At 72.4% G+C, this 23,845-nt stretch carries 20 protein-coding genes; 12 read left to right on the top strand and 8 right to left on the bottom strand.

Annotated features, from left to right (window positions below; all coding sequences use genetic code 11):
* The first annotated feature begins 107 nt into the window (after positions 1-107).
* Positions 108-2,498, top strand: a complete 2,391-nt coding sequence (locus JXZ78_RS11570) for an ATP-binding cassette domain-containing protein (protein ID WP_238783060.1) — start codon at positions 108-110, stop codon at positions 2,496-2,498.
* 98 nt (positions 2,499-2,596) lie between these two features.
* On the opposite strand, the gene JXZ78_RS11565 is transcribed toward JXZ78_RS11570, so the two are convergent.
* The 3 genes from JXZ78_RS11565 to JXZ78_RS11555 form a co-directional block, all read right to left on the bottom strand.
* Positions 2,597-4,234 carry a carboxylesterase/lipase family protein gene (locus JXZ78_RS11565; RefSeq protein WP_238782894.1) on the bottom strand — a complete coding sequence of 546 codons (1,638 nt, stop codon included), beginning with the start codon at positions 4,232-4,234 and terminating at the stop codon, positions 2,597-2,599.
* Positions 4,235-4,372: 138 nt separating this feature from the next.
* Positions 4,373-6,049, bottom strand: coding sequence for a glycoside hydrolase family 13 protein (locus JXZ78_RS11560; protein WP_238782893.1), 1,677 nt, complete (start codon positions 6,047-6,049; stop codon positions 4,373-4,375).
* A gap of 37 nt (positions 6,050-6,086) precedes the next feature.
* Complete coding sequence (locus tag JXZ78_RS11555) at positions 6,087-6,863, bottom strand: phosphoribosyltransferase (protein ID WP_238782892.1); 777 nt, start codon at positions 6,861-6,863, stop codon at positions 6,087-6,089.
* A 284-nt stretch (positions 6,864-7,147) separates the two neighbouring features.
* Here JXZ78_RS11555 and JXZ78_RS11550 point away from each other — a divergent pair, with 284 nt between their 5' ends.
* From JXZ78_RS11550 to JXZ78_RS11525, 6 genes are all read left to right on the top strand, one after another.
* Positions 7,148-8,116, top strand: coding sequence for a GNAT family N-acetyltransferase (locus JXZ78_RS11550; protein ID WP_238782891.1), 969 nt, complete (start codon positions 7,148-7,150; stop codon positions 8,114-8,116).
* Positions 8,117-8,268: 152 nt separating this feature from the next.
* Entirely contained in the window at positions 8,269-8,868 is a 600-nt protein-coding gene (locus tag JXZ78_RS11545) for a hypothetical protein (protein WP_238782890.1), read from the top strand.
* 50 nt (positions 8,869-8,918) lie between these two features.
* The gene (locus tag JXZ78_RS11540) at positions 8,919-9,119 is read left to right on the top strand and encodes an AraC family ligand binding domain-containing protein (RefSeq protein WP_308280999.1); all 201 of its coding nucleotides are present in this window, start codon (positions 8,919-8,921) and stop codon (positions 9,117-9,119) included.
* Positions 9,120-9,239: 120 nt separating this feature from the next.
* Entirely contained in the window at positions 9,240-9,941 is a 702-nt protein-coding gene (locus tag JXZ78_RS11535) for a class I SAM-dependent methyltransferase (RefSeq protein ID WP_238782889.1), read from the top strand.
* A 48-nt stretch (positions 9,942-9,989) separates the two neighbouring features.
* Positions 9,990-10,982 (top strand): GlxA family transcriptional regulator, encoded by a 993-nt coding sequence (locus JXZ78_RS11530; RefSeq protein WP_238782888.1) that lies wholly within the window; start codon positions 9,990-9,992, stop codon positions 10,980-10,982.
* A 113-nt stretch (positions 10,983-11,095) separates the two neighbouring features.
* The gene (locus JXZ78_RS11525) at positions 11,096-11,719 is read left to right on the top strand and encodes a cysteine hydrolase family protein (RefSeq protein WP_238782887.1); all 624 of its coding nucleotides are present in this window, start codon (positions 11,096-11,098) and stop codon (positions 11,717-11,719) included.
* A 127-nt stretch (positions 11,720-11,846) separates the two neighbouring features.
* On the opposite strand, the gene JXZ78_RS11520 is transcribed toward JXZ78_RS11525, so the two are convergent.
* The gene (locus JXZ78_RS11520; protein ID WP_238782886.1) at positions 11,847-12,419 is read right to left on the bottom strand and encodes a class I SAM-dependent methyltransferase; all 573 of its coding nucleotides are present in this window, start codon (positions 12,417-12,419) and stop codon (positions 11,847-11,849) included.
* Between the two features lie 6 nt (positions 12,420-12,425).
* Between JXZ78_RS11520 and JXZ78_RS11515 the strand changes: the two genes are divergently transcribed.
* Positions 12,426-13,238: an AraC family transcriptional regulator gene (locus JXZ78_RS11515; RefSeq protein WP_238782885.1), complete on the top strand. Its 813-nt coding sequence runs from the start codon at positions 12,426-12,428 to the stop codon at positions 13,236-13,238.
* Between the two features lie 15 nt (positions 13,239-13,253).
* On the opposite strand, the gene JXZ78_RS11510 is transcribed toward JXZ78_RS11515, so the two are convergent.
* Complete coding sequence (locus JXZ78_RS11510; RefSeq protein WP_238782884.1) at positions 13,254-15,893, bottom strand: SpoIIE family protein phosphatase; 2,640 nt, start codon at positions 15,891-15,893, stop codon at positions 13,254-13,256.
* 216 nt (positions 15,894-16,109) lie between these two features.
* Positions 16,110-16,940, bottom strand: a complete 831-nt coding sequence (locus JXZ78_RS11505; protein ID WP_275127685.1) for an ANTAR domain-containing protein — start codon at positions 16,938-16,940, stop codon at positions 16,110-16,112.
* Between the two features lie 133 nt (positions 16,941-17,073).
* Between JXZ78_RS11505 and JXZ78_RS11500 the strand changes: the two genes are divergently transcribed.
* Positions 17,074-17,445, top strand: coding sequence for a helix-turn-helix transcriptional regulator (locus JXZ78_RS11500; RefSeq protein WP_238782882.1), 372 nt, complete (start codon positions 17,074-17,076; stop codon positions 17,443-17,445).
* A 49-nt stretch (positions 17,446-17,494) separates the two neighbouring features.
* Here the strand turns inward: JXZ78_RS11500 and JXZ78_RS11495 are convergent, their stop codons facing one another.
* The gene (locus JXZ78_RS11495) at positions 17,495-18,094 is read right to left on the bottom strand and encodes a TetR/AcrR family transcriptional regulator (RefSeq protein ID WP_238782881.1); all 600 of its coding nucleotides are present in this window, start codon (positions 18,092-18,094) and stop codon (positions 17,495-17,497) included.
* A 38-nt stretch (positions 18,095-18,132) separates the two neighbouring features.
* Positions 18,133-19,095, bottom strand: a complete 963-nt coding sequence (locus tag JXZ78_RS11490) for a quinone oxidoreductase family protein (RefSeq protein WP_238782880.1) — start codon at positions 19,093-19,095, stop codon at positions 18,133-18,135.
* Between the two features lie 438 nt (positions 19,096-19,533).
* On the opposite strand from JXZ78_RS11490, the gene abc-f reads away from it, so the two are divergent.
* The 3 genes from abc-f (at position 19,534) to JXZ78_RS11475 (ending at position 23,690) form a co-directional block, all read left to right on the top strand.
* Positions 19,534-21,168: a ribosomal protection-like ABC-F family protein gene (gene abc-f / locus JXZ78_RS11485; protein WP_238782879.1), complete on the top strand. Its 1,635-nt coding sequence runs from the start codon at positions 19,534-19,536 to the stop codon at positions 21,166-21,168.
* Positions 21,169-21,248: 80 nt separating this feature from the next.
* Positions 21,249-23,018, top strand: a complete 1,770-nt coding sequence (locus JXZ78_RS11480) for an ABC-F family ATP-binding cassette domain-containing protein (protein ID WP_238782878.1) — start codon at positions 21,249-21,251, stop codon at positions 23,016-23,018.
* Positions 23,019-23,126: 108 nt separating this feature from the next.
* Positions 23,127-23,690 (top strand): CGNR zinc finger domain-containing protein, encoded by a 564-nt coding sequence (locus tag JXZ78_RS11475; protein ID WP_238782877.1) that lies wholly within the window; start codon positions 23,127-23,129, stop codon positions 23,688-23,690.
* The last annotated feature ends 155 nt before the right edge of the window (positions 23,691-23,845 follow it).

The following is a 23,845-nucleotide window of genomic DNA, read 5'->3' as shown; positions in this document are numbered from 1 at the left end:
GAATCGAGAAGCGCCGGGCCCCGTCCACGGCTAGCGTCATGGCCGTGGACGGCACCGTCCGCACCGGAGAGACCGCGCAGGCGGACTCCGTGAACGAGGGAGACCCGATGAGCAAGGCCGTACGACCGGACCCGCAGCCGCCTGCGCCGCACGTCGCCGACAGCCACGACCTGATCCGCGTGCACGGCGCGCGCGAGAACAACCTCAAGGACGTCAGCATCGAGATCCCGAAGCGCCGGCTGACGGTGTTCACGGGGGTCTCCGGCTCGGGCAAGAGCTCACTGGTCTTCCACACCATCGCCGCCGAGTCGCAGCGGATGATCAACGAGACGTACAGCGCCTTCGTCCAGGGCTTCATGCCGACGCAGTCCCGGCCCGAGGTGGACGTGCTGGAGGGGCTGACCACCGCGATCATCGTCGACCAGCAGCGGCTGGGCGCCGACCCGCGCTCCACCGTCGGCACCGTCACCGACGCCAACGCGATGCTGCGCATCCTCTTCAGCCGGCTCGGACTGCCGCACATCGGCTCGCCCGGCGCGTTCGCCTTCAACGTCCCCTCGGTCCGGGCCAGTGGCGCGATCACCGTCGAGCGCGGCAGCAAGAAGGCGGTGAAGGCCACCTTCAGCCGGACCGGCGGCATGTGCCCGCGCTGCGAGGGCCGGGGCACGGTCTCCGACATCGACCTCACCCAGCTGTACGACGACACGAAGTCGCTCGCCGAGGGCGCGTTCACCATCCCCGGCTGGAAGTCGGACAGTTTCTGGACCGTGCGGGTCTACGCCGAGTCGGGCCTGCTGGACCCGCACAAGCCGATCCGTGACTTCACGGAGAAGGAGATGCGGGACTTCCTCCACCGGGAGCCGACGAAGGTCAAGGTCGAGGGCGTGAACCTGACCTACGAGGGGCTGCTCCCCAAGATCCAGAAGTCGTTCCTGTCCAAGGACCGGGAGGCGATGCAGCCGCACATCAGGGAGTTCGTGGACCGGGCGGTCACCTTCCGGACCTGTCCCGAGTGCGACGGCACCCGGCTGAGCGAGGCCGCCCGGTCGTCGCTGATCGCCGGGACCAGCATCGCCGACGCCTGCGCGATGCAGATCAGCGACCTGGCCGCCTGGGTGAGCGGCCTCGCCGAGCCCTCGGTGGCACCGCTGCTCACCACGCTCCGGCACACCCTCGACTCGTTCGTGGAGATCGGTCTCGGCTACCTCTCGCTGGACCGGCCGTCGGGCACCCTGTCGGGCGGCGAGGCCCAGCGCGTCAAGATGATCCGCCACCTCGGCTCGTCGCTCACCGACACCACGTACGTCTTCGACGAGCCCACCACCGGCCTGCACCCGCACGACATCCAGCGGATGAACAACCTGCTGCTGCGGCTGCGGAACAAGGGCAACACGGTGCTCGTCGTGGAACACAAGCCGGAGACGATCGCGATCGCCGACCACGTCGTCGACCTGGGACCCGGCGCCGGTACGGCGGGCGGCACGGTCTGCTTCGAGGGCACCGTCGAGGGACTGCGCGCCGCGGACACCGTCACCGGCCGCCACTTCGACGACCGGGCCGCCCTCAAGGAGACGGTGCGCGAGCCCACCGGCGCGCTGGAGATCCGCGGCGCCACGCGGCACAACCTGCGAAACGTCGATGTGGACCTGCCGCTCGGGGTGCTGTGCGTGGTGACCGGCGTGGCGGGCTCCGGCAAGAGTTCGCTCGTGCACGGCTCGCTGCCGCCCGGCGCGGGGGTGGTGTCGGTCGACCAGGCGCCGATCCGCGGTTCGCGGCGGAGCAACCCGGCGACGTACACCGGGCTGCTCGACCCGGTCCGCAAGGCGTTCGCGAAGGCCAACGGCGTGAAGCCGGCGCTGTTCAGCGCCAACTCCGAGGGCGCCTGCCCGCACTGCAACGGCGCCGGGGTCGTCTACACCGACCTGGCGATGATGGCGGGCACCGCCTCCACGTGCGAGGAGTGCGAGGGCAAGCGCTACCAGCCGTCGGTGCTGGAGTACCGGCTCGGCGGCCGCGACATCAGCGAGGTGCTGGCGATGCCGGTGACCGAGGCCGCGGAGTTCTTCGGCGCGGGTGAGGCGCGGACCCCGGCGGCCCAGCGTATCCTGGCCCGGCTCGCGGACGTCGGGCTCGGCTACCTCAGCCTCGGCCAGCCGCTGACCACCTTGTCCGGTGGCGAGCGGCAGCGGCTCAAGCTCGCCACGCACATGGGTGAGAAGGGCGGCGTGTACGTCCTGGACGAGCCGACCGCCGGGCTGCACCTCGCCGATGTCGAGCAACTGCTCGGCCTGCTCGACCGGCTGGTCGACTCCGGCAAGTCGGTGATCGTCGTCGAGCACCACCAGGCGGTCATGGCGCACGCCGACTGGATCGTCGACCTGGGCCCCGGTGCCGGTCACGACGGCGGCCGGATCGTCTTCGAGGGCACCCCGGCCGAGCTCGTCGCCGCCCGTTCCACCCTCACCGGGGAGCACCTGGCGGCCTACGTCGGCGCCTGACCCGGCAGTTCGCACATCGGCGGCGCCTCGGGCGGAACGTGCGCCTCTCCGCCCGACGCGCCGCTCCCCCGCGTACCCGGGGGCCCGGTGACGTCACGTCACGGCAGCCGGTGCCAGAACTCCAGCGCGTGCTCCTCGGCGTAATCGACCGGTGCGATCCGGTCCGGCGCCAGGGACTGGGTGTACGGACGCGCGTCGGCATTCCGGTAGGGGCGCCAGACCGGCAGGCGGGACCCGTTGGGCGTGCCGGTACGGGCGAAGGCGGCCCACTGGCCCGTCATGGTGGCCGAGAGCCACCGCTGCGCCGCCGTGAAGCGCTGCTGTGCCGCCGCCTCCTCGAACAGGTAGGGCGTGTCGCCCGCGTGATAGGCGCCGAAGTCGAACCGGCCCGGCAGGGGCAGGTACATGGGGGCGTCGCGGTCGGCGAATTCGTAGGCGTACAGCGGGACTCGGCGTGCGAGCGCGGTGTGCTGCGCGTGCGTGCCGCGGGCCCACATCCGGTCGGTGACGACCGCCGACCAGGCGATGGCCGGGGAAGGGAACTGCGAGAGCGGGTACCGCGCGCGCACCCGCTCCGCGTCCCCGCCGAACGCGGTCGCGAGGCTCCGACCGTAATCCGCCCGCGTGAAGGGCTTGCCCACGGCGTCGTACTGCATGCCCACGAACGTCCGGTGTTCGTCGCGGGTCGCTCCGGAAAGCACCGGTACATGCGGGAAGCGGCCCGCGCGCAGGGCCCGCGGCGGCAGTTCCGGCAGGGTCTCGTTGCCGTAGGCGAAGGCCTGGAAGGCGTTCATGATGAACGGCACTTCGAGGATCTTCTTGACCGGCAGGGCCCGTAGGCACCGCAGGGTCCGTGCGGGATCGTCCGCGGCGCAGCCGAGCGAGGAGGTCATCTCGGCGCTGATGTCCTCCATCTCCCGGCCTCGGCGCCAGACGAACCACGGATAGCCGGGCACTCCGGGTCCCATGGTCCCGGCCGGCATGTCCATCATGCCCTCGCCGCTGGCCAGGACGGCCCGGTGGAACAGCCCCCGGGCGCCCGGAGAGGTGAGGTGCGCGGTGATGGCCGAGGCTCCGTACGAGGAGCCCGCCACCGTCACGTTGCCCGCGTCCCCGCCGAATGCGCCCGCGTTGCGCCGTACCCAGCGCAGCGCGGCCTGCTGGTCCTGGAGGGCGAAGGTCCCCGATCCCCTGAGGCCCGGGTGGGCGAAGCCGCCGAAGATCCCGAGCCGGTAATTGACCGTGACGACCACGAGGTCGCGGTCCGCGAGCCGACGCGCGTCGAAGAAACTGCCGCCGCCGACCGAGCCGTCCCCGTGGATCCACACCAGTACGGGAGCGCGCCCCCGTACACGGGCGGGTGCGGTGACGTTGAGGACCAGGCAGTCCTCCTCCTCGCTGGACACCTGCGCGTACGGGGAGGGGACCTGCGGACACAGCGGCCCCGGCCGGGTCGCGTCCCGGACCCCGCGCCACGGCGCCACCGGGCGGGGAGCGGCCCAGCGGTACGCGCCCTTGGGCGGCCCGGCATACGGGATGCCCTGGAAGAGCCGGTGCCGGGTGGTGCGGACGCCCCGTACCCGGCCGGTGTCGGTCCGTACGGTGACGTGGTCCTGTCCGGCCCCGGGCCCCGGCCGCACGTCGGCCGGTGCGGCCGGGGCCGCGGCTCCCGCGCACAGCAGGGCCACGACCGCCGCGGCGCCGGCCTTCCTTCCCGGTCCTCTGCGACTCCTCATGAGCGGTCTCCTCCCGGAAGTGGCGCGGGGCCGCGCGGCCGCGACGTGCGCCGGTCGTGGAGGAAACGGCGGTGGCGGGCCGGCGGACACGGCCGCCCCCCGCATCCCTCGTCCGGGCCTGGGACGTCCTCCTCCCGCTCAGTCCGACGCCGCGCGGAGCCAGGCCGTGGTCCACGGCGGCAGCGCGTCGCCCGGGACAGGCGCGGAGGACAGCAGCAGCGTGCCGTCGGGCAGCGGCTGCGGGCTGTCCGACAGGTTCGTCAGACAGTGCCAGCCGCCCGAGCGGCGGAAATGCAGCAGCCCTCCGGCGACCGCGTCCGGCCCGCTGACCCACTCCAGGGCCTCGTCGACGAGCAGTTCGCGGCGCAGGCACAGTGCGGCGCGGTACAGCTCCAGGGTTGATGCGGGGTGGCCTTCCTGTGCCTCGACGGACAGTTCGCCCCAGTACGACGGCTGCGGCAACCAGGAACCGCCGCTGCCGAAGCCGTACGAGCTGCCGCCGCGCCGCCAGGGCAGCGGCACCCGGCAGCCGTCCCGGCCCTTCGACCGGCCGTGACTACGGGTCCACACCGGGTCCTGGAGGACGGCGCGGTCGAGGTCGGCGACCTCGGGCAGACCGAGTTCCTCACCCTGGTAGACGTAGGCCGAGCCGGGCAGCGCCAGCATCAGCAGGGTGGCGGCGAGCGCCCGGCGCAGCCCGTACGCGCGGTCGAGGGCGGGCGCCAGGCCGTCGGACAGCAGCCACGCCTCCTCGTCGCAGCCGTCGGGCAGGCCGTGCCGGGAGGCGTGCCGGATCACGTCGTGGTTGGAGAGCACCCAGGTCGCGGTGGCTCCGGCCGCGCGGGCGTCGGTGAGCGCGGTGTCGATGGAGGCGCGCACCTCGCCGGCGTGCAGGGACGCCGTGAGGAAGTCGAAGTTGAAGGCCTGGCCGAGTTCTTGCGGGGTGGCGTAGGCGGTGCGGCGGGAGTTGCGCACCCAGGCCTCGGCGACCGCGATGCGCGGCGGGTCGTACGCGTTGAAGACCTTGCGCCAGTCACGGAAGATCTCGTGCACCTCGTCCCGGTCCCAGAAGGGGTGGCTGCCGTCCTCGGGCAGGTCGTCCGGTTCGTACGCCTCGACGCTGCCGATGTCGCGGAGCGGCGCGGTCAGGTCCTTGGCCAGGCCGTGGGCCACGTCGACGCGGAAGCCGTCCACCCCGCGGTCGGCCCAGAAGCGCAGCGTCGTACGGAACTCGGCGCGCACCTCGGGGTGGTCCCAGTTGAAGTCGGGCTGCTGCGGGGCGAAGAGGTGGAGGTACCACCAGCCGTCGGGCAGCCGGGTCCAGGCGGGTCCGCCGAAGCAGGAGACCCAGTCGGTGGGCGGCAGCGCGCCGTGCTCGCCCGTGCCCTCGCGGAAGACGTACCGTTCCCGCGCGGCGGACCCGGGAGCGGACCGGAGCGCCTCCTGGAACCAGCGGTGCTGATCCGAGGAGTGATTGGGCACGATGTCGACCATGACCTTCAGGCCCAGCCGATGTGCCTCGCCGACCATCGTGTCGAAGTCGGCGAGGGTGCCCAGGCGCGGGTCGACGTCACGGTAGTCGGCGACGTCGTAGCCGCCGTCGGCGAGTGGGGAAGGGTAGAAGGGGCTGAGCCAGACGGCGTCCACCCCCAGGTCGGCGAGGTGGCCGAGCCGGGAGGTGACGCCGGGCAGGTCGCCGACGCCGTCGCCGTCGGAGTCGGCGAAACTGCGCGGGTAGACCTGGTAGACGACGGCCTGCCGCCACCAGTCGCGGGTGTCGCGGCGCATGCCGCCGGCAGAGTGCGGTGCGGTCATGTGGCTGCCTTTCGGTTCGCGGTACGGTCCGCACCTTTCACGTCGCGGAGGACGCGGCGCGGAGGACGGCGATCACCTCGTCGTCACCGACCTGTCCAAAATCGTCGTACCACTCGCCGACCGCACGGAAGTGGTCCGGCTGGTGCAGGACGAGCACACGGTCGGCCTCCCCGGACAGTTCCATGACGGCGTCGCGGGAACCGACCGGTGCGGCGAGCGCCAAGTGCGCGGGCTGTCGACGGCGCAGGTGCCGCAGGGCCGCGAGGGCGGTCAGGCCGGTCGCCAGGCCGTCGTCCACGAGGAGTACGGTCCGCCCGGTGACGCGGGGTTCGGGGCGGCCCTCGCGGTAGAGGTCCTCCCGCCGGTGCAGTTCGGCGCGTTCGCGTGCGACGGAGGGGGCGAGCGCGTCCTCGGCCAGGCCCAGGAACCGCAGGGCCCGGTGGTCGAAGACGGGCTGTTCCTCGGCGGCGATGGCGCCGATGCCGGTCTCGGGCGAACCGGGTACGCCGATCTTGCGGGCCACCAGCACGTCGAGGTCCGCCCGGAACTCCTCGGCGACCGCGGCGGCCACGGGCACACCGCCGCGCGGCAGGGCCAGGACGAGCGGGTCGGTTGCGCCGTACGGCCATGTCGCGGGGTCTGGTGCTTCGGACGAGACGGATGAGGTGGACGGGCCGGTCGTGCCGGACATGTCTGACGAGGCGGACGGGCCGAACGTTTCTGACGAGCCGGTCGGGCCGGTCGCGGTGTCGGTCGGCGCGCGCAGCCACTGGGCGAGAGCCCGGCCCGCGTGCCGGCGGTCGGTGAAGCGCATGCATGCTCCTTGTCCTCGGGCGCCGAGGGGACTTCGGGGCGTACCGCGGCGACCGGGACAAGCCGCCTCTGCCTGCCACCAGGGCGATCAAAAGTGCTTGCGGGCAGGGCGTCGGCCGGATAGACAGTACCGCTGTACCTCGCCATGAAGGGTGCGGGGACACGACACCGAAAGGAGGGGTAAAGCCCATGATCCCCATGATCACCGCGCTGCTGTCCTCCCGGAGTACGGACCGCGTCTGACCCCGGAGCGGACGAGCGCCTTCACCGGAGCGTGCCTCGACCGTGCAGACGAACGACACGAACGACCTGACCCTGCGCCCGATCACCGGGCGCGACGAACTCGCCCTCTTCCGCCGGCTGCCGTACGTCCTCGACGACGAACTGGCGGACGACCTCGCCGCCGGCCGTCGGCGCCCGGAATGGATGTGGGTCGCCCTGCGCGGTGACCGCCTGCTGGCCAGGGTGGCCTGGTGGTGCCGGTCGGCCGGCGACCCACCGCAGGTCCTGGACATCGTCGACATCGAAGACGGTGACGCGCAATGCGACCACGTGGACATCGGAGTGCGGCTGCTGCGCACCGCGATGGCCGCCACCCTCCCGGGCGGGCCACGTCCCGCCGACGGCAGTCCCGTCGAATACAGCCGTTTCGTCCCGCCGCACTGGCGCGCGGATCCGGCGACCAGGCAAGCCGTCGAAGACCGTATGGCCGTACTGGAACGGACCGGTGCCCGGCTCTTCGTCGAACGGCTGCGCCTGGAATGGCGTCCGGAATCGCCGCTCCCCGAGCCCGGGAAGCGCCTCGCTTTCCGGCCGGTCCACGACGCCGAGGAACTTGTCGCCCTGATGGCCTCGGCCCTGGACGGGACGCTGGACGCCCACGGACGTGACGACCTGACCCGGATGTCCGTGCGCGAAGCGGCCGTCCGGCACTACGAGGACGAGTTGGCGCGCTACCCGAGCCCCCGGGACTGGTGGCGCGTCGCGACCCTGCCCGGCGGCGAGCCGGTGGGCTTCGTCGTCCCGGCCCGCAACGCCTACAACCCGATCATCGCCTACCTCGCGGTCCTGCCCGCACACCGCGGCAACGGCTACGTCGACGCCGTCCTCGCCGAGGGCACCCGCGTCCTCGCCGAGCAGCACGTACCCCGTGTCCGCGCGTCCACCGACCTCGGCAACGTCCCGATGGCGAACGCCTTCCGGCGCGCCGGTTACCGCGACTTCGAGCGGGAGATCAAGATGACCTGGAGCTGACCCGGTACGGGCGGGACCACCCGGATGCCGTGGTCCCCGCCCCGCCCCGGGAAAAATGTCTCCGGCTCCCTGACCACCCCTCAGCCCGCCCTCGGGGTACTACCAGGGATGTCCCGGATGAACGGGAGGCCGGCCTTCACGACCCTTGACGCATGATGACAACAGCACAGCGCTCGCTCCTCTCCGGCCCCCTTCTGTTCGGCGCCTACGGTGTGATCCGTCTGCTCGACGGGCTCGACGGCGTCAGGGGGCCGGGGCTCGCCTGGACGGCGGGGCACCTGTGCTTTCTGGTCGGCCTCGTCTTCTTCGCTCAGGGATTCGCCGGCATGCGGAAGGCGGCGGGGAGCGACCTGTGGTCGTCGGCGGGGTTCTGGATCGGCGGCGCGGGAGTCGTCGCGCTCGCGGTGCAGTTCAGCGTCGACATCACGACGGGACTGATGGCGGACAGCCATACGGAGATGGCCGGGCTGACGGGCGACTTCCAGTCCGTACCGGGCGTCGAGCTCGCGTTCTACACCGTCGGCCCGCTGCTCTTCTTCGTGGGCCAGCTGCTGCTCACCGGCCGGCTGGCCGCCCTGCGTACCCTCGCGCCGTGGGCGCCGGTCCTCGTCCTCGCCGCCTCCCTGCTCACCTTCACCTTCAAGGACCTGATCCCGCTCGGTGCCGCACTGCTTCTGCTGTCGTACTCCCCGCTGTGGCGGACCGGCGTCTCCCGGGCCGCGACCGCGCCCTCCTTGCGCGCGCGAGCCTGAGGCGGCGGCCCACCGGTCCGGGACGCCACCGCGTCTTTCACCATGTCGGCATGACCACCGCCGACGGCCGGGTGCGGTACTGGCGCGACGGCGACCGCCCCGTGAAGGCCTTGCACGCGCACTTCTACGACCACGTCTACCCGCCGCACAGCCACCACAGCTACTCCTTCGGCATCACCGACGCCGGCGCGCAGAGCTTCCACTGCCGGGGCGGCACCCATACCAGGCCGAGTGTGAGGAGCCGCGCGTGACGGGCCGCCGACCGTGCCCGGGCGGGCTTGAGCAGGGCCTGAGCGGGGCCTGAGCAGGCTACGACCGGGGCCTGGCGGCGTCCGGTGTGGCCATCGGGCCCGGTCTGATGGACTGGCGGCATGACGCCACTGCTGCCCCGCCTCCTCCGGGCGCTCGACCGGTTCAACGCCGCGCGTCCCTGGGACCACAACGCCCATTTCCACCCGTGGATCCTGCGGCAGCTTCCCCGGCGCTTCGACAGCGCTCTGGACGTCGGCTCCGGCAGCGGTGACCTGGCCAGGCTGCTGGCCACCCGGGCCGCCAGGGTGCACGGCATCGACCCCGACCCGGTGATCGTCGCCCGCGCGCGGGAGCTGACTCCGCCCGCGAACCCGAACCCGAACGCGGCCACCGTGACCTTCACGGTCGCTGACGCGCTCACCGGCATCCCGGGCGGCTCCTACGACGTCATCACCTGCGTCGCCGTCCTCCACCACCTGCCGCTCGCCGACGCGCTCGCCGTCTTCCGTGCCCACCTGGCTCCCGGCGGTACCCTGGTCATCGTCGGGCTCGCCCGTCAGCAGACACCCGTGGACCACCTGCTCGCCGCCGTGTCCTCCCCGCTCAACGCCGCCACCGGCTGGCTCAAGCACCGCGGCCGTACCTCGCCCGCACCCCGGCCGGTCGCGATGACCGCCCTGACCCGCCCCGCGGACACCGGCTTCGCCACCATCGCCCGCGAGGCCCGCCGCGTCCTGCCCGGCGCCCGCCCGCGCCGTCGGCTGTTCTGGCGGTACACGCTCGTATGGCGCGACCGCCCGCACGGCCGTGTCCGAATGTGACAGGTAATCGTCATTGCGGTCGCCGACGGCAGCGATGAGGATCGCTTCATGCCCACTGCGCACCGTGTCGTCATCGCGGTCTTCCCCGATGTCGATCTTCTCGACGTCACCGGCCCGGCCGAGGTCTTCGCGCTGGCCAACCGGGAGACCGCAGGCCGCGCCGGCTACCAGGTGCGCCTCGCCGGGCCGGCCGCCGGCACGGTCCGTACGTCGGCGGGTGTGCGGCTGTTCGCCGACGTGGCCTTCGCGGACGTCGGCGAGCAGGTGGACACCCTGGTCGTACCGGGCGCGGTCGACATGACCGACGACGGCCCGGTGGCCCGTACCGATCCTGCTGTCGTGGCGTGGGTGCGGGAGACCGCCCCGTACGCCCGGCGGGTCGCGTCGGTGTGTGTGGGCGCGCATCTGCTGGCCGCGGCCGGGCTGCTGGACGGGAAGACGGCGACCACCCACTGGTCGACCGCCGCCCAGCTCGCCGCCGACCACCCGGACGTCGTGGTCGACCCGGACCCGATCTTCGTCCGTTCCGGCTGCGGCCGGCTGTGGACCGGGGCCGGGATCAGTGCCTGTCTGGATCTCGCGCTGGCCCTGGTGGCCGAGGACCTGGGCGAGCGGACGGCCCTGGCGGTCGCCCGCCACCTGGTGATGTACCTCAAACGGCAGGGCGGTCAGAGCCAGTTCTCCGTACCGCTCAGCCGTCCCGCCGCCGAGCGCCGGGACATCGACGAGCTACGGCTGTGGATCTCCGACCATCTCGACGCGGATCTGTCCGCACCGGCCCTGGCCGCCCGGATGTGCCTGAGCGAACGGCACTTCGCCCGCGTCTTCAAACAGGAGACGGGCAGCAGCCCCGCCGCTTACGTCGAAGCGGCCCGTACCGAACTGGCCCGGCGCCTGCTGGAGACCACCGACTGCCCGCTCGACCAGGTCGCGGCCGCCGCCGGACTCGGCTCGGCGGAGACCTTGCACCGGGCGTTCAGGAGGCAACTCGCCACCACCCCGGCGGCCTACCGCCGCCGCTTCCGTACCCGGACCGGCTGACCCGCCGCACCACCGGCACACCCATCCGTTCTTCTCCCCCGGCACAGCGAGGCGGAAGTTCCCGCCCTGCCGTTCCCTTTCCTTTTCTGCTGCTTCATGACGAAAGGTTCCCGATGAACGCCCACTCCCCCGCCACGCCTCTGCGCGACGTGATCGGACTGGACGGCCGACCGCCGCGGCTGAGCGAGTCCGCCCTGCTCATGATCGACTTCCAGAACACCTACCGCACCGGCGTCATGGCCCTCGACGGCGCCGACCAGGCCCTCGGGGCGGCCGCCCGCCTGCTGGAGCGCGCCCGTGCCGCGAGCGCCCCAGTCGTCCACATCGTCAACGACGGCGGCGAGGGGACTCCGTACGACATCCGCGCCGACATCGGTGCCATCAGCGACCGGGTCGCCCCCGTCGCGGGGGAGCCGGTCGTGGTCAAGCGGTTCCCGAACGCCTTCCACGCGACCGAGCTGGAGCAGACCCTGAGCGAGCTGGGCTTCGGGCCGGGCAGCGGCAAGGATCTCGTGCTGGCCGGCTTCATGACGCACATGTGCGTCGCCTCCACCGCGCAGGGCGCCTTCAACCTGGGATACCGGCCCACCGTCGTCGCCGACACCACCGCCACCCGCGCCCTCGCCGCGCCGGACGGCACCGTCCTGCCGGCCGCCGCCCTCCGGACCGCCGCCCTGACCACGGTCACCGACCTGTTCGGGCTCGTCGTTCCCACCGCGGACGGATTGCCTGCCTGACCTGCTGCTGGCCTGGCCTTCGGCAGCGCGTGGCCATACGGTCCCCACCCCCGTTCCGTGATCGGGGACCGTATGACCGCGCTCTCCCCGCCCCTTCCCCCACCCGCGTACGCGTGCCGGGCGCGGCTCACTCCCGTACGGCTCGGAAGCGGAACCTCCCTTTCCCGAGGGTGACTTCGGCCGACCCGAACCCGGCGGCACGCAACCGCCGCGGCAGGGTCTCCGGCGGGACGGGCACATAGGTGTCGCCCAGGTGCAGCAGGCGGAAGGCCGTACTCGCGCAGCCGTCGCAGCCGGCGAAGACGCCGCCGGGGCGCAGCACCCGCCGGGCCTCGGCGAAGAGCCGGTCCTGCTGGTCGGGGGACGGCACATGGTGCAGCATGGTGAAGCACACGACGGTGTCGAAACCGCCGTCGGGGAACGGCATCGACGTCCCGTCGCCGTGTACGACTTCGACCCGCCCCCCGTAGTCGTCCTGGAGTTTCTTGGCGTACTCCGCGTCGACTTCGAGGACACTGAGGTGGCCTGGTGCGCGGCGCGCGAGGACGCGTGTGGTGGCACCGTAACCGGGACCGATCTCCAGGGTTCCGGTGCCGAGTTCGACTCCGTCGAGGGCCCAGGGCAGCAGGTTCCGCTCCACCCCTCGCGCCCACCTCTCGGAACTGCAGATCCACTGGTGCAAGCGATTCATGGAGGCCATGTGGCGATGTTAAGAAGCGCGGACGACGTCCACCACGAGGTAGGGGGACACATCCTGTCGCGGTACGGACATCTCGTACCGGGCGACAGGCTTCCGGACGCGGCGGTGGTGGTCGGCACGTTCGTGGTCGCCGACGGCCAGTGGTACGGGCGCCACTGGCATACGTCGCACCAACTGGCCTGGGCGGAGAAGGGGGTCGTCGCCATACGTGCCCGGGGCAGCACCTGGGTCCTGCCGCCGACCATGGCGCTGTGGATACCGGCCGGCGTCGAGCACGCGACAGGGGCTTCCGGTCCGGTCGAGGGCCACAGCCTGTACTACGAGCCCGACCGCTGTCCGGTGCGCTGGACGGCACCGACCGTCGTCGGCGTGTCGCCCCTGCTGCGCGAGTTGATCGGGTACCTGGCGGCCGACAGTCTGACGGCGCACGCCAGGGAACGTGCGGAAGCGGTCCTGCTCGATCAGCTGCGGCCGGTGTCGGTGGCGACCGTACTGGCGCCCCTCCCCCGCGACGACCGGGCCCGCCGCGTCGCGCACGCCCTGCGCGCGTGTCCGACGGACGACCGGACCCTGGCCGAGTGGGGTGCGGAGGTCGGGGCCAGCGCGCGGACCCTGGCCCGCGCGTTCGCCGCGGAGACGGGGATGCCGTTCGGCCAGTGGCGTACCCGGGCGCGTCTGCAGAGCGCGATGCCGCTGCTGGCGGGCGGTGCGACGGTGGCGGCAGCGGCGTGCCGGGTCGGGTACGCGTCGCCGAGCGCGTTCGTGGCGGCGTTCCGGCGCGTGGTCGGGGTGCCGCCCGGGACCTACTTCTCGCCGTGAGGCGGGCGCCGTCCTTCAGTCGCGCGGTACGGGACGGAAGGCCAGCAGGGCGATGTCGTCGGCGCTGTCGGCGCTCAGCGCGATGAGCAGTTCGTCGCAGAAGACGTCGAGGGGTTCGTCCGCCAGGGCGGCGGCGTGCCGGCGGAGCCGGTCCATGGCGTGGTCGAGGGACTCGTCGCGGCGTTCGATGAGGCCGTCGGTGTAGAGCAGGACGGTCGCGTGCGCCGGGATCGGGTCGATGGCGCCCGGGCGGGGCATGTCGGGTTCCATGCCCAGCAGCAGGCCCGAGCCCGCGTCGAGGTAGCGCGTGTCCCCCTCTCTGGTCGTCAGCAGCGGCGGCAGGTGCCCGGCGGAGGAGTGGTTGAGCTTCCAGGGCCCGCTCGCGGGGCCGGTGACCAGGCCGTAGATGCAGGTGGCGGTGGCCTCCTCGGACAGGCTGTGGTTCGCGACGTCCAGGCGGCGCAGCACTTCCTCGGGCGGTTCCTGGCGGTCGATGGCGATCCCGCGCAGCATGCTGCGCAGCTGGCTCATGGCGACGGCGGCCTCCAGGTCGTGTCCGGTGACGTCACCGATGACCACGGCGGTCCGGTCGCCGGGGACGACGAAGCTGTCGTACCAGTCGCCGCCGATCTGCGCGGTCGTGGAGGAGGGCGCGTAGCGGGCGGCCATGTCCAGGTGGGCGATCTCGGGCAGTACGGGCAGCAGGGAGCGCTGGAGGCGCTCGGCGATGTGCCGGGTCTCCTGGTAGAGGCGGGCGTGCTCCACGCCCAGGGAGAGGCTGCGGACGAGGTCGCCGATCAGGGGCAGCGACTCCTCGGTGAACGGCCGTTCGCCGTCGGTGCGGATCAGCGTGAGGGCGCCGAAGACGGCCCCGCGGGTCCGGAGCGGGGCGATGACCGCGCTGTTGGCCCCCACCCGTTCGAACAGTTCGCGGTCGTGGGCGTCGAGCGGGCTCTTGACCTGGCTGGGCTCCGGGCCCTCGGTGAGCAGCAGCGGTCCGGCGCCGCGCAGCACCCGGGCCAGCGGCCCCCGTGCCGCGCCGGTCACCGGTGGGAGGCGGCCCGCGTACGCCTCGGCGGGCAGCTCCGTGGAGCTGTGGTGCGCGACGCAGAACCGCTCCAGCAGTTCGCCTTCGTCGAGCAGGTCCACCACGCACCAGTCGGCCAGCCGCTGCGTCAGGATCTTGCAGACCCGCTGGAGCCCTTCGTCCAGGTTCGGGGTGCTGCTCAGCGACTCCCCGATGTCGGCCAGCAGCCGGCGTTCCCGGGCCGGCCCGTCGGGCTCGTCACCGTCCGCGCCCGTGACGCGCTCCGGATCGTCCGGCAGCTCCGGCCCGCCGGGCAGCTGCGGGGAGACGGCCTCGCTCTCTCCGGCGGCCAGTGGCGCGGGGACGGGCGGGGCGGTCCTGGGGGCGAGCTGGGCGACGTAGACGGTACGGCCGTCAGCCGTCACCTGGGTCTGGATGAACAGCCGGACGGGGACCAGCCTGCCGTCCCGGTGCAGCGCCGGGAGCGGTACCGAGCGGCCCAGGATGCGGGGCTGACCGGTGAGCAGCAGGCGGGTGAAGGCCGTCACGTGCCGGTCCCTGAGGTGCTCCGGGATCAGTACGGTGAGCCGTTGGCCGACCAGCTCGTCCTCCTGCCAGCCGAGCATGTCGGCGGCCGGCCCGTTCACCACGATGATCCGGTTCGTGTCGTCGGCCGCGATGGTGGGCACCCTGCTCGCCCATACCTGGCTGGCGTCCCAGGACACCAGTTCCGAGGGGCTGGCGCTCGGCTCGCGGGGCACCATGGTCCACGCGGTGGGCGGCCCGCCGGTGAGCTGGCCGGTGACCTGGTCGAGCAGCCAGCGGCGGAAGGCGCGGTTCTGGGGGAGCGACGGCCAGGTGAGCAGGCGCTCGTCCCGGGCCGCCTCCTCGGCCGCGTCGAGGACCCGGCCCAGGATCCGTACCGCCCGTGCGACGCCCGCCGGCAGGGTGACGCTCAGGGAGTGGACGTGGGTCACCGACGGCTGTCCGTCCAGCGCTGCCGCCATGCCCGCGCTGATCGCGTGGTTCGCGTCGTGCGCGGCGGCGAGGTCTTCCGGGTCCACTCCGGTGTCCGCACCCGCGAACGCGGCCAGCGTCAGCTCCCGCAGCAGTGCGTGCCGGTGGTGCTGGGACGCCAGGTACAGCGTGCCGGGCAGGTCGACGAGCGTCACGGTACGGGTCGGGCCGCAGGGCGGCGCGGCGCTCCGCCAGTCGGAGGGCGGCGGCGGCCGTCCGTCGAGCCACAGCTCGAACCACACCGTCTTGCGCGCGTCTTCGACATCGACGCCGTACCGGGAGGCCAGGTGCCCGACGACCGCCAGTCCCTGTCCCGCTCCGGCGTACGGGGCGGACTCCCCCGCGGGTACCGGCCTGCGGCACGGGCGGCCGTCGCTGACTCCGACGCGTACCAGGTGGTCGAGCACCCGGGCCGACACCTCGGCCTCCGTGCGCGCGTGCCGCACCACATTGGTCATCAGCTCGCTGACCAGCAGCTCGGCGGTCTCCACCGCGTCCGGCGCGCGGTCGGCCAAGGCAGTCCGCACGAAGCGCCGGGCCTGCCCCGCACTCTCCGGCCGCGGCGGGAACCGCTGCGAGGACACCGCCTTCGGCTGACTGATGTGGTCCATGCCGTCAGTGTGCGGTACGCGACTCCCCGAGGCGCTGCGCTCCCGAGGTATCTCGTCAACGTGCGCGCCGGAATCCATCAACTGGGTGAGGGGGCCGGGTCGCCCGCCGGGGTCGCGGAGCCGGGCCGGGGGGGCGGCCCGGTTTGCCGGGGGGCGGCCCGGTTTGCCGGGGGTGTTGCGGCAGCGATTTCCGATCACCGCGGAGTCGCTCCGTGCTCACTCGCCGGGCGCCGCGCACCACGGTTCGGGCACGGTGTCGCGCACGGTGGCCGCGCCCTGTTGCGCCGGGACCGTCGGAGCCGCCTTCGCCTTGGCGACCGCGGCCCCCAGATGGCCCTGCACCGCTTCCGGCAGTGCGGACCCCTGAACGCTGTTGACCAGGTCCTGAGCGAGACGGTGCAGTTTGATGTTGGTGTTCTGGGAAGCGCTGACCAGAACGGACCAGGCAGCTTCCGGACTCAGGGTGAAGGTGGCCATCAGGATGCCCCGGGCCAGGTCGATGGCCGGGCGGGTCTCCATGGCGCGGCGCAGTTGTGCGTTCTCCCTGGGCAGATCCCGGGAAGCGTCCTCGGGCCAGGCCGAGTCGTCGATCGTGGAGAACATCAGGTGTCCACCGTCCGGGGCACGGTTCGGGCCCGGGGCGAGGTGCGGCTCCGGGGGGATGAACAGTTCGCGGGCTTCCGCCAGCTCCAGCAGCCGCTCGACCGCACGGGCGGCGGAGACGATGACGACGGTCTTGCCCTGCGCGACGGCCCGCAGGCGCAGCCGCAGCAGCATGTTGAGGCCGGAGCAGTCGCAGAACGGCACCGCGCCGAGGTGGAGGTCGATGCCTCCGGACGCATGGCTCAAGGCGTCGTACAGACCGCCTTCGAGCTTCTGGCACGAGGCCAGATCCAGCTCTCCGTGCACCGACACCAGTGTGCGGTCGCCACTTCGCGAAGCCTCGATCCGCGACAGGCTCGGCGTGTGCACGGCCGACGGGCCGCCGTCCCCGTTGCCTTCAGCAGGATCTTCGGGGAGGCACGCCCAGTGCGCAGCTTCCGGCATGGTCTTCCTCTCCCGTCGTCGGCTCGGCCGCCGTCCATCTCAGGCTCGCCCATCGACAGACACCCGTCAACTAATACACGAAAATCATTGCGTGTATCGAGACGCGTGAATGTTCGGTCGGTAGAGTTGGAGCATGGATGGACTGACCGAGTCGAACAACGGAGTACCCGAACCGCACAGCGGCTGGACATTTGTGACCAATCACGCCCGGGTACTGGCCGCTATCGCCGACGATCACAACGCCCGTATCCGTGACATCGCGGCACACTGCCGGTTGACCGAGCGCGCCGTCCAGAAGATCATCTCTGACCTGGAGCGCGACGGTTATCTCTCGCACACCCGCGAGGGCCGCAGCAACACCTACCGGATCGACCCCAGCAAGGTGCTGCGCCACCCGGCCGAAGCCGGCCTGACCGTGGCGTCCCTGCTCTCGCTGCTCGTCCAGGACGAGCAGGACCGCACCACCTCGCTCCCCGACGGCCACCGTCACCCCAGCACGGCCTGAGGGACGTCGCCAGGAGGACCGCTGGTCGCGACGCGGCCCGCGTGCGGCCCTACGCCTGCGCCCGTGGCCGGCGCAGGAACTCGATCCCCTGATCCAGGGCCGCTTCCAGATGCTCCAGGCTCCCGGTCGTGAGGTGGATCAGCACACCCCCCTGGACGCCGGCCAGCAGGGCCCGTGCGCCGCGCTCGGCGTCCAGGGCGGGCTCGATCTCGCCCTGGCTCTGCATACTGCGGATGCCCGCGGCCAGTTCGCCCTGCCACTGGGCGTAAAGTTCCCGCACCACGGCCCGGGCCCCTTCCGACGTCGGGCCGAGCTGCCCCATGACCGCGTTGAGCGGACAGTTGGGACCCTGGTCGCGGTAGCGCTCGACGACCTTGTCACGCCAACTCCGCCAGGCGCTCCAGGAATTGAGCGCGGACAGTTCCGGCTGCTGGTCGCCGAGCACGCCGGACGCCTCGTAGCGGGCCACAGCCAGCAACAGCTCGTCCTTCCCGCCGGGGAAGTAGTGGAACAGCTGGCTCTTGCTGGTCCCGGTGCGCCGCAGGACGTCGTCCAGCGTCAGGGAGAAGACGCCCAGCCGGCGCATCTCGGAAGCCGCGCCCTCGACGATGCGCTGCCGGGTGGCGGCGCCCTTGCGGGTCAGCGGCATGAATGATCCTCCCGGACGGCGGACGGTGGGCCAGACGGTCAGGGTACGAGCAGGAGCTTGCCCGTGGTCCGGCGGGATTCGAGGTCGGCGTGGGCCCGCGCGGCGTCCGACAAGGCGTAACGCCCTCCGACGCGCGGTGTCAGCCGCCCGTCCCGTACCAGGCCGAAGACCTCTCCGGTGCGCTGGACCAGGGCCGCACGCGTGGGCACGTGGTGGTGCACGACGGGGTACGTCAGAAGGATGCTGTCGGGGAGGTCGGTCGGGGCGATGGACGGGACGCCCATGAACGGCCCGTAGTAGGCGTGAACTCCGTGCGGGCGCAGCGCCCGTTGCGAGGAACGGAACGTCGCGGTGCCGCCCCCGTCGTACACCACATGCGCGCCTTCGCCTTCGGTCAGCTCCCTGACCTGGCCTTCGAACCCTTCTCCGCGGGAGACCAGGACATGGTCCGCGCCCGCCTCCCGCGCCGCGGCCGCCTTCTCCTCCCGGGACACCAGCCCGATCACCCGGCCGCCGCGCGCTTTGATCATTTGTGTCAGCAGCAGTCCGACACCGCCGGCCGCGGCGTGCACGACAGCGGTGTCTCCCGGCCCGACGCGGTAGGTCTCGGTGGTGAAGTGGTTGGCCGTCAGGCCCTGCATCATGACCGCGGCCGCGGTCTCGTCGGACACCTCGTCGGGCACCTTGACCAGCGATTCCTGCGGGATGGCGAGCAGTTCGGCATAGCTGCCGGGGTGGTAGAACCAGGCGACGCGGTCACCTGGCGCGAAGCCCTCGACGCCGTCCCCGAGGGCGGTCACCCGGCCCGCGCCCTCGACTCCGAGGATCGCGGGAGCGGCCCAGCCGGGGCCGCCGGCCGTCCGGGCTCCGATGTCCATGTAGTTCACTCCGGCGACGGCGAGCCGTACGAGCACCTCACCGTCCCCGGGGGTCGGGTCCGGTAACGCGGTCCAGTCCATGACCTCGGGTCCGCCGTGCCGGTCCATGCGTATCGCGTGCATGGGGATGTCCTTTCTTGCGCGTCGTGCGAGTGAGGAAGGCGATTCGCTTACGGACGGGGAGGAGGAGCGCACCGCCGACCATCAGCTGCGGCGCAGCGTAGGACGGCGAAAATGGACCCACAAGTCCAGTTTTTTGGGGGCGGCGACCGTGCACGGCAGGGCCGGCTCCGCCTCGACGGCGTACGGCCGGCTCGGGCGCCCCGCCGGGCCAGTCGTGCACGCCTGCCACGTACGGGTGTTAACCTGGCGATGACCTGATCTCGGATCGAGGAGACGCAGCTGTGGCGGGTGACGACGACATCTCCGGGTGATACCCGGACCTGACGGCCGCCGGCCGGTGCGCGGACGCACCGCCGTGGTGGCTGCCTTGTCGTGCCCTCCTGCCCGCTCTCCGGGCACCGGTGTCTGCCGGGCCCGTCGTGTTTTCCGAGGTACCCCATGTCCGACGCTTCCGTCGTCTGCTCGAACCTGTCCTTTTCCTGGCCCGACGACACCCCTGTCTTCCGGGATCTGTCCTTCACCGTGGGCGCCGGCCGTACGGGTCTGGTGGCGCCCAACGGCTCCGGCAAGAGCACCCTGCTCAAACTGATCGCCGGTGAGCTGCGTCCCGCCGCCGGGTCGATCACCGTCTCCGGCACCCTCGGCCACCTCCCGCAGAGCCTCCCGCTCGCCGCCGGCCTCACCGTGGCCGAAGTGCTGGGCGTCGCCGAGGTGATCCACGCCCTGGACGCCGTGGAGTCCGGTGACGTGGACGAGAAGCACTTCGCGACCATCGGCGACGACTGGGACATCGAGGAACGCACCCGCGCCCAGCTCGACCGGCTCGGCCTCACCGAACTGACCCTGGACCGCGGCCTGAGCACCCTCAGCGGCGGTCAGATCGTCTCGCTCGGCCTGGCCGCGCAACTGCTCAAGCGGCCCGACGTGCTGCTGCTCGACGAGCCGACGAACAACCTCGACCTGGACGCGCGGCACAAGCTCTACGACGTCCTGGAGGACTGGAACGGCTGCCTGCTCCTGGTGAGCCACGACCGGGCCCTGCTCGACCGCATGGACCGTATCGCCGAGCTGGAGCCGGGCGCCCTGCGGCTGTTCGGCGGCAACTTCACCGCGTACGAGGAGGCCGTACAGGCCGAGCAGGAGGTCGCCGAGAAGAACGTCCGCAACGCCGAGCAGGAACTCAAGCGCGAGAAGCGGGAGTTGCAGCAGGCCCGCGAGCGCGCCGAGCGCCGTGCGAGCAACGCCTCGCGCAACCTCAAGAACGCGGGGCTGCCCCGCATCTTCGCCGGGAACATGAAGCGCGGGGCCCAGGAGTCGGCGGGCCGGGCGGGTCAGATGCACGCCTCCCGGGTCGGCGAGGCCAAGGCCCGGCTGGACGAGGCGGGCCGTGCCGTGCGCGACGAGCAGCGCATCACGCTGGACCTGCCCGACACCCACGTGCCCGCGGGGCGCAATCTCTTCCTCGGCGAGGGCCTGCGTGTCAGCCACGGCGAGCGGCCGCTGTTCGCCGGCGGCGGGGTCGACCTGACGATCCGGGGCCCCGAACGCATCGCGCTGACCGGCCCCAACGGCGCCGGCAAGACCACGTTGCTGCGCCTGCTGGAAGGCGGTCTCGCACCCGACGCGGGACAGGTCAAGCGGGCCGACAGCCGCATCGCGTACCTCTCGCAGCGCCTCGACGTGCTCGATCTCTCCCGGACCGTGGCCGAGAACTTCGCCGCCTTCGCGCCGCACCGTACGGCGGCGGAACGGATGAATCTGCTCGCGCGTTTCCTCTTCCGGGGCTCCCGGGCGCATCTCCCCGTCGACGTGCTGTCCGGTGGCGAGCGGCTGCGCGCGACCCTGGCGTGTGTGCTGTGCGCCGAACCGGCCCCGCAACTGCTGCTCCTGGACGAGCCGACGAACAACCTCGACCTGGTCAGCGCCGGGCAGCTGGAGAGCGCGCTGGCGTCCTACCAGGGCGCGTTCGTCGTGGTCAGTCACGACGAACGGTTCCTCGCCCGGATCGGGATCGACCGGTGGCTGCGGCTGGCCGGCGGAGAGCTGAGGGAGACGGCGGCCCCCGAGGTGTGAGGCGGCGGATCACGGCCTGGCCCGCGTCCGAGGTGCCCACCCGGCGGGCCGCGTACCGCCCTCACATCAGGAGGACCACCATGTCCCGACCCGCCCTGCTCGCCCATGACCTCGTCCGTACGCTGGGCACCCGACGGGTGCTCGACGGCGTCTCCCTCACCGTCTCCCCCGGCCGGCGCGTCGGTCTCATCGGAGAGAACGGTGTCGGCAAATCGACACTGCTGCGTCTGCTCGCGGGAGTGGACGAGCCCGACGCCGGTCAGGTCACCCGCCCGTGCGACCTGGGTTTCCTGCACCAGGAGATGCCGTTCGACGGTGCCACGACGATCGCGCGGGTGCTGGACGACGCCCTGCGGGAAGCCCGCGCCGACCTGGCCGAACTCGACCGGCTCACCCGGCTGCTCGCCGGCACACCGGACGACCACCCCGGACACGCCGCGCTGCTGGACGCGTACGGGAAGCAGCTGGAACACGCCCAGGAGAGCGAGGCCTGGGACGCCGACCGGCGGGCCGCGATCGTCCTCGACGGGCTCGGCCTCGGCGGGTTCGGGCACGACCGGACACTCGGGTCGCTGTCCGGCGGGCAGCGCGGCCGGCTCGCGCTGGCCGCGCTCCTCGTCCGCCGGCCCGCGGCCCTCCTGCTGGACGAGCCGACCAACCACCTCGACGACGAAGCGGCCGTCTTCGTGGAGGAGCAGATCCGCGCCCTGCCCGGAGTCGTCGTGGCGGCCAGCCACGACCGGGCGTTCCTCGACGCGGTCTGCACCGACCTGATCGATCTCGACCCGGCGGTGAACGGTCCGGTTCGCTTCGGTGGCAACTACAGCGCCTACCGTGCCGAGAAACGGGCGGAGCGCGAGCGCTGGGAACAGCGGTACGCGGCGGAGCAGGAGGAACTGGCCGCGCTGCGCCGCTCGGCCGGGGTGACCGCGCGCCGTGTCGCCCCGGACCGCGGGCCGCGGGACAACGAGAAGATGGGGTACGGCCACCGGGCCGGCCGGGTCCAGCAACAGGTCTCCCGGCGGGTACGCAACGCCGCCCGCCGGTTCGACGAACTGGAACGGACGCAGGTCGGCAGGCCGCCGAAGCCGCTGCGCCTGCACGTCGGCGCGTTGACCGGCGCGCCGGCGGGAAGCGCTTTGGCGGACAGCGGAACGGTGAGCAGCCAACCGGCGGGCAGTGGCCCGACGAGCAGCGATCCGGCGGACTGTGATCCGGTGGACTGCGATCCGCTGGACGGCCCGCTCGTCGCGCTGCGTGACGCGGGTGTGCCCGGCCGGCTGAGCGTCGCGCGCCTGGACCTTTCCGACGGGGACCGACTCCTGGTCACCGGGGACAACGGGGCCGGGAAGTCGACGCTGCTGTCCCTGCTGGCCGGGCGGCTCGACGCCGCGGGCGAGGGCGGGACACGCCGACGGCCCGGCCTGACCGTGGGCCTGCTGGCGCAGGACACCGTGTTCGAGCGCCCGGACCGCTCGGCGCGCGACACGTACACCGAGGCGCTGGGTGCCGAGCGGGCAGCGGCGGTTCCGCTCGTCTCGTTGGGGCTGCTGAGCGTCGCTGATCTCGACCAGCCGGTGGGCCGGTTGTCGGTCGGCCAGCGCCGCAGGCTGGCGCTGGCCCTCCTGGTGGCGCACCCGCCGCACCTCCTGTTGCTCGACGAGCCGACGAACCACCTCTCCCCGCGCCTGTGCGACGAACTCGAAGACGCCCTCGGCGCCGGGCCGGGCGCGATCGTCGTGGCCAGTCACGACCGGTGGCTGCGCGGCCGCTGGACCGGCCGCCGACTGCATCTGCGCTCCGGCCACCAGGTACTCCCGGACGACACGGAAGGCACGTCCGACCCGTAGAACACGGGCGACACGTACGGCACGGAAGGCAGCCCCCGCCTGATGCCTCCGCCCGGTGACCAGGGGCGCGCCTTGCCGCGCCCCTGGTCACCCGTCAAGATGGTGATCGTGAATGCCGACCACGTCTTCGTCTGCGGGCATCCCGCCCTCGACTTCGCCGCGACACTCCGCGCCCGCCGCACCGTCCGCTTCGAGGTGTTCGCGGCACCGGAGCGGCTGGACGCGTGGTTCGTGGAGTCCGGGCTGGTGGATTCCGTGACGCCCGCCCGGCCGTCCGACGTGGAGCGCGCGAAGTCCGTACGGGAGGCGGTCTACGAGCTGATCACCGCGCGTCGCCTCGGTGAGCCGTTCGGCGCCCGGGCCTTGGACGTACTCAACAAGGCCGCCCGGAAGCCGTCCGCGGCCCCGCAGCTCACGAGCGCCGGCCGCCGGACCGACGCCACCCCGGAGGAAGCGCTGTCCGCCGTGGCACGTCTGGCGGTGGAGTTGCTGAGCGGGCCGGACGTGCCGCTGCTCAAGGAGTGCGGGAATCCCGAGTGCACGCGTGTCTACATCGACCGCTCCCGGGGCGCGCGGCGGCAGTGGTGCGGCATGGAGTCCTGCGGCAACAAGATCAAGGCCGCCGCCTACCGCGCGCGCAAGAAGAGCGCACCCGCCGCGGCCGCTCGCTGACCGTACCGGCCGCTGCCCTACGCCCTACAGTGCCCTGCTGGGCAGCCGAACAGATCCCAGCTCGCACAGCTCGCCACCAGGTCCCGGGCACACCGCCGCCCGGCCCGTACCGACGCATGTCGCCGGTGCCTCCCCCGAGTTCACCGACCCGTTGT

The organism is Streptomyces monomycini (genome assembly GCF_022271435.1).
GTDB lineage: Bacteria > Actinomycetota > Actinomycetes > Streptomycetales > Streptomycetaceae > Streptomyces > Streptomyces monomycini.
This window is presented reverse-complemented; position numbering and strand designations above follow the sequence as displayed.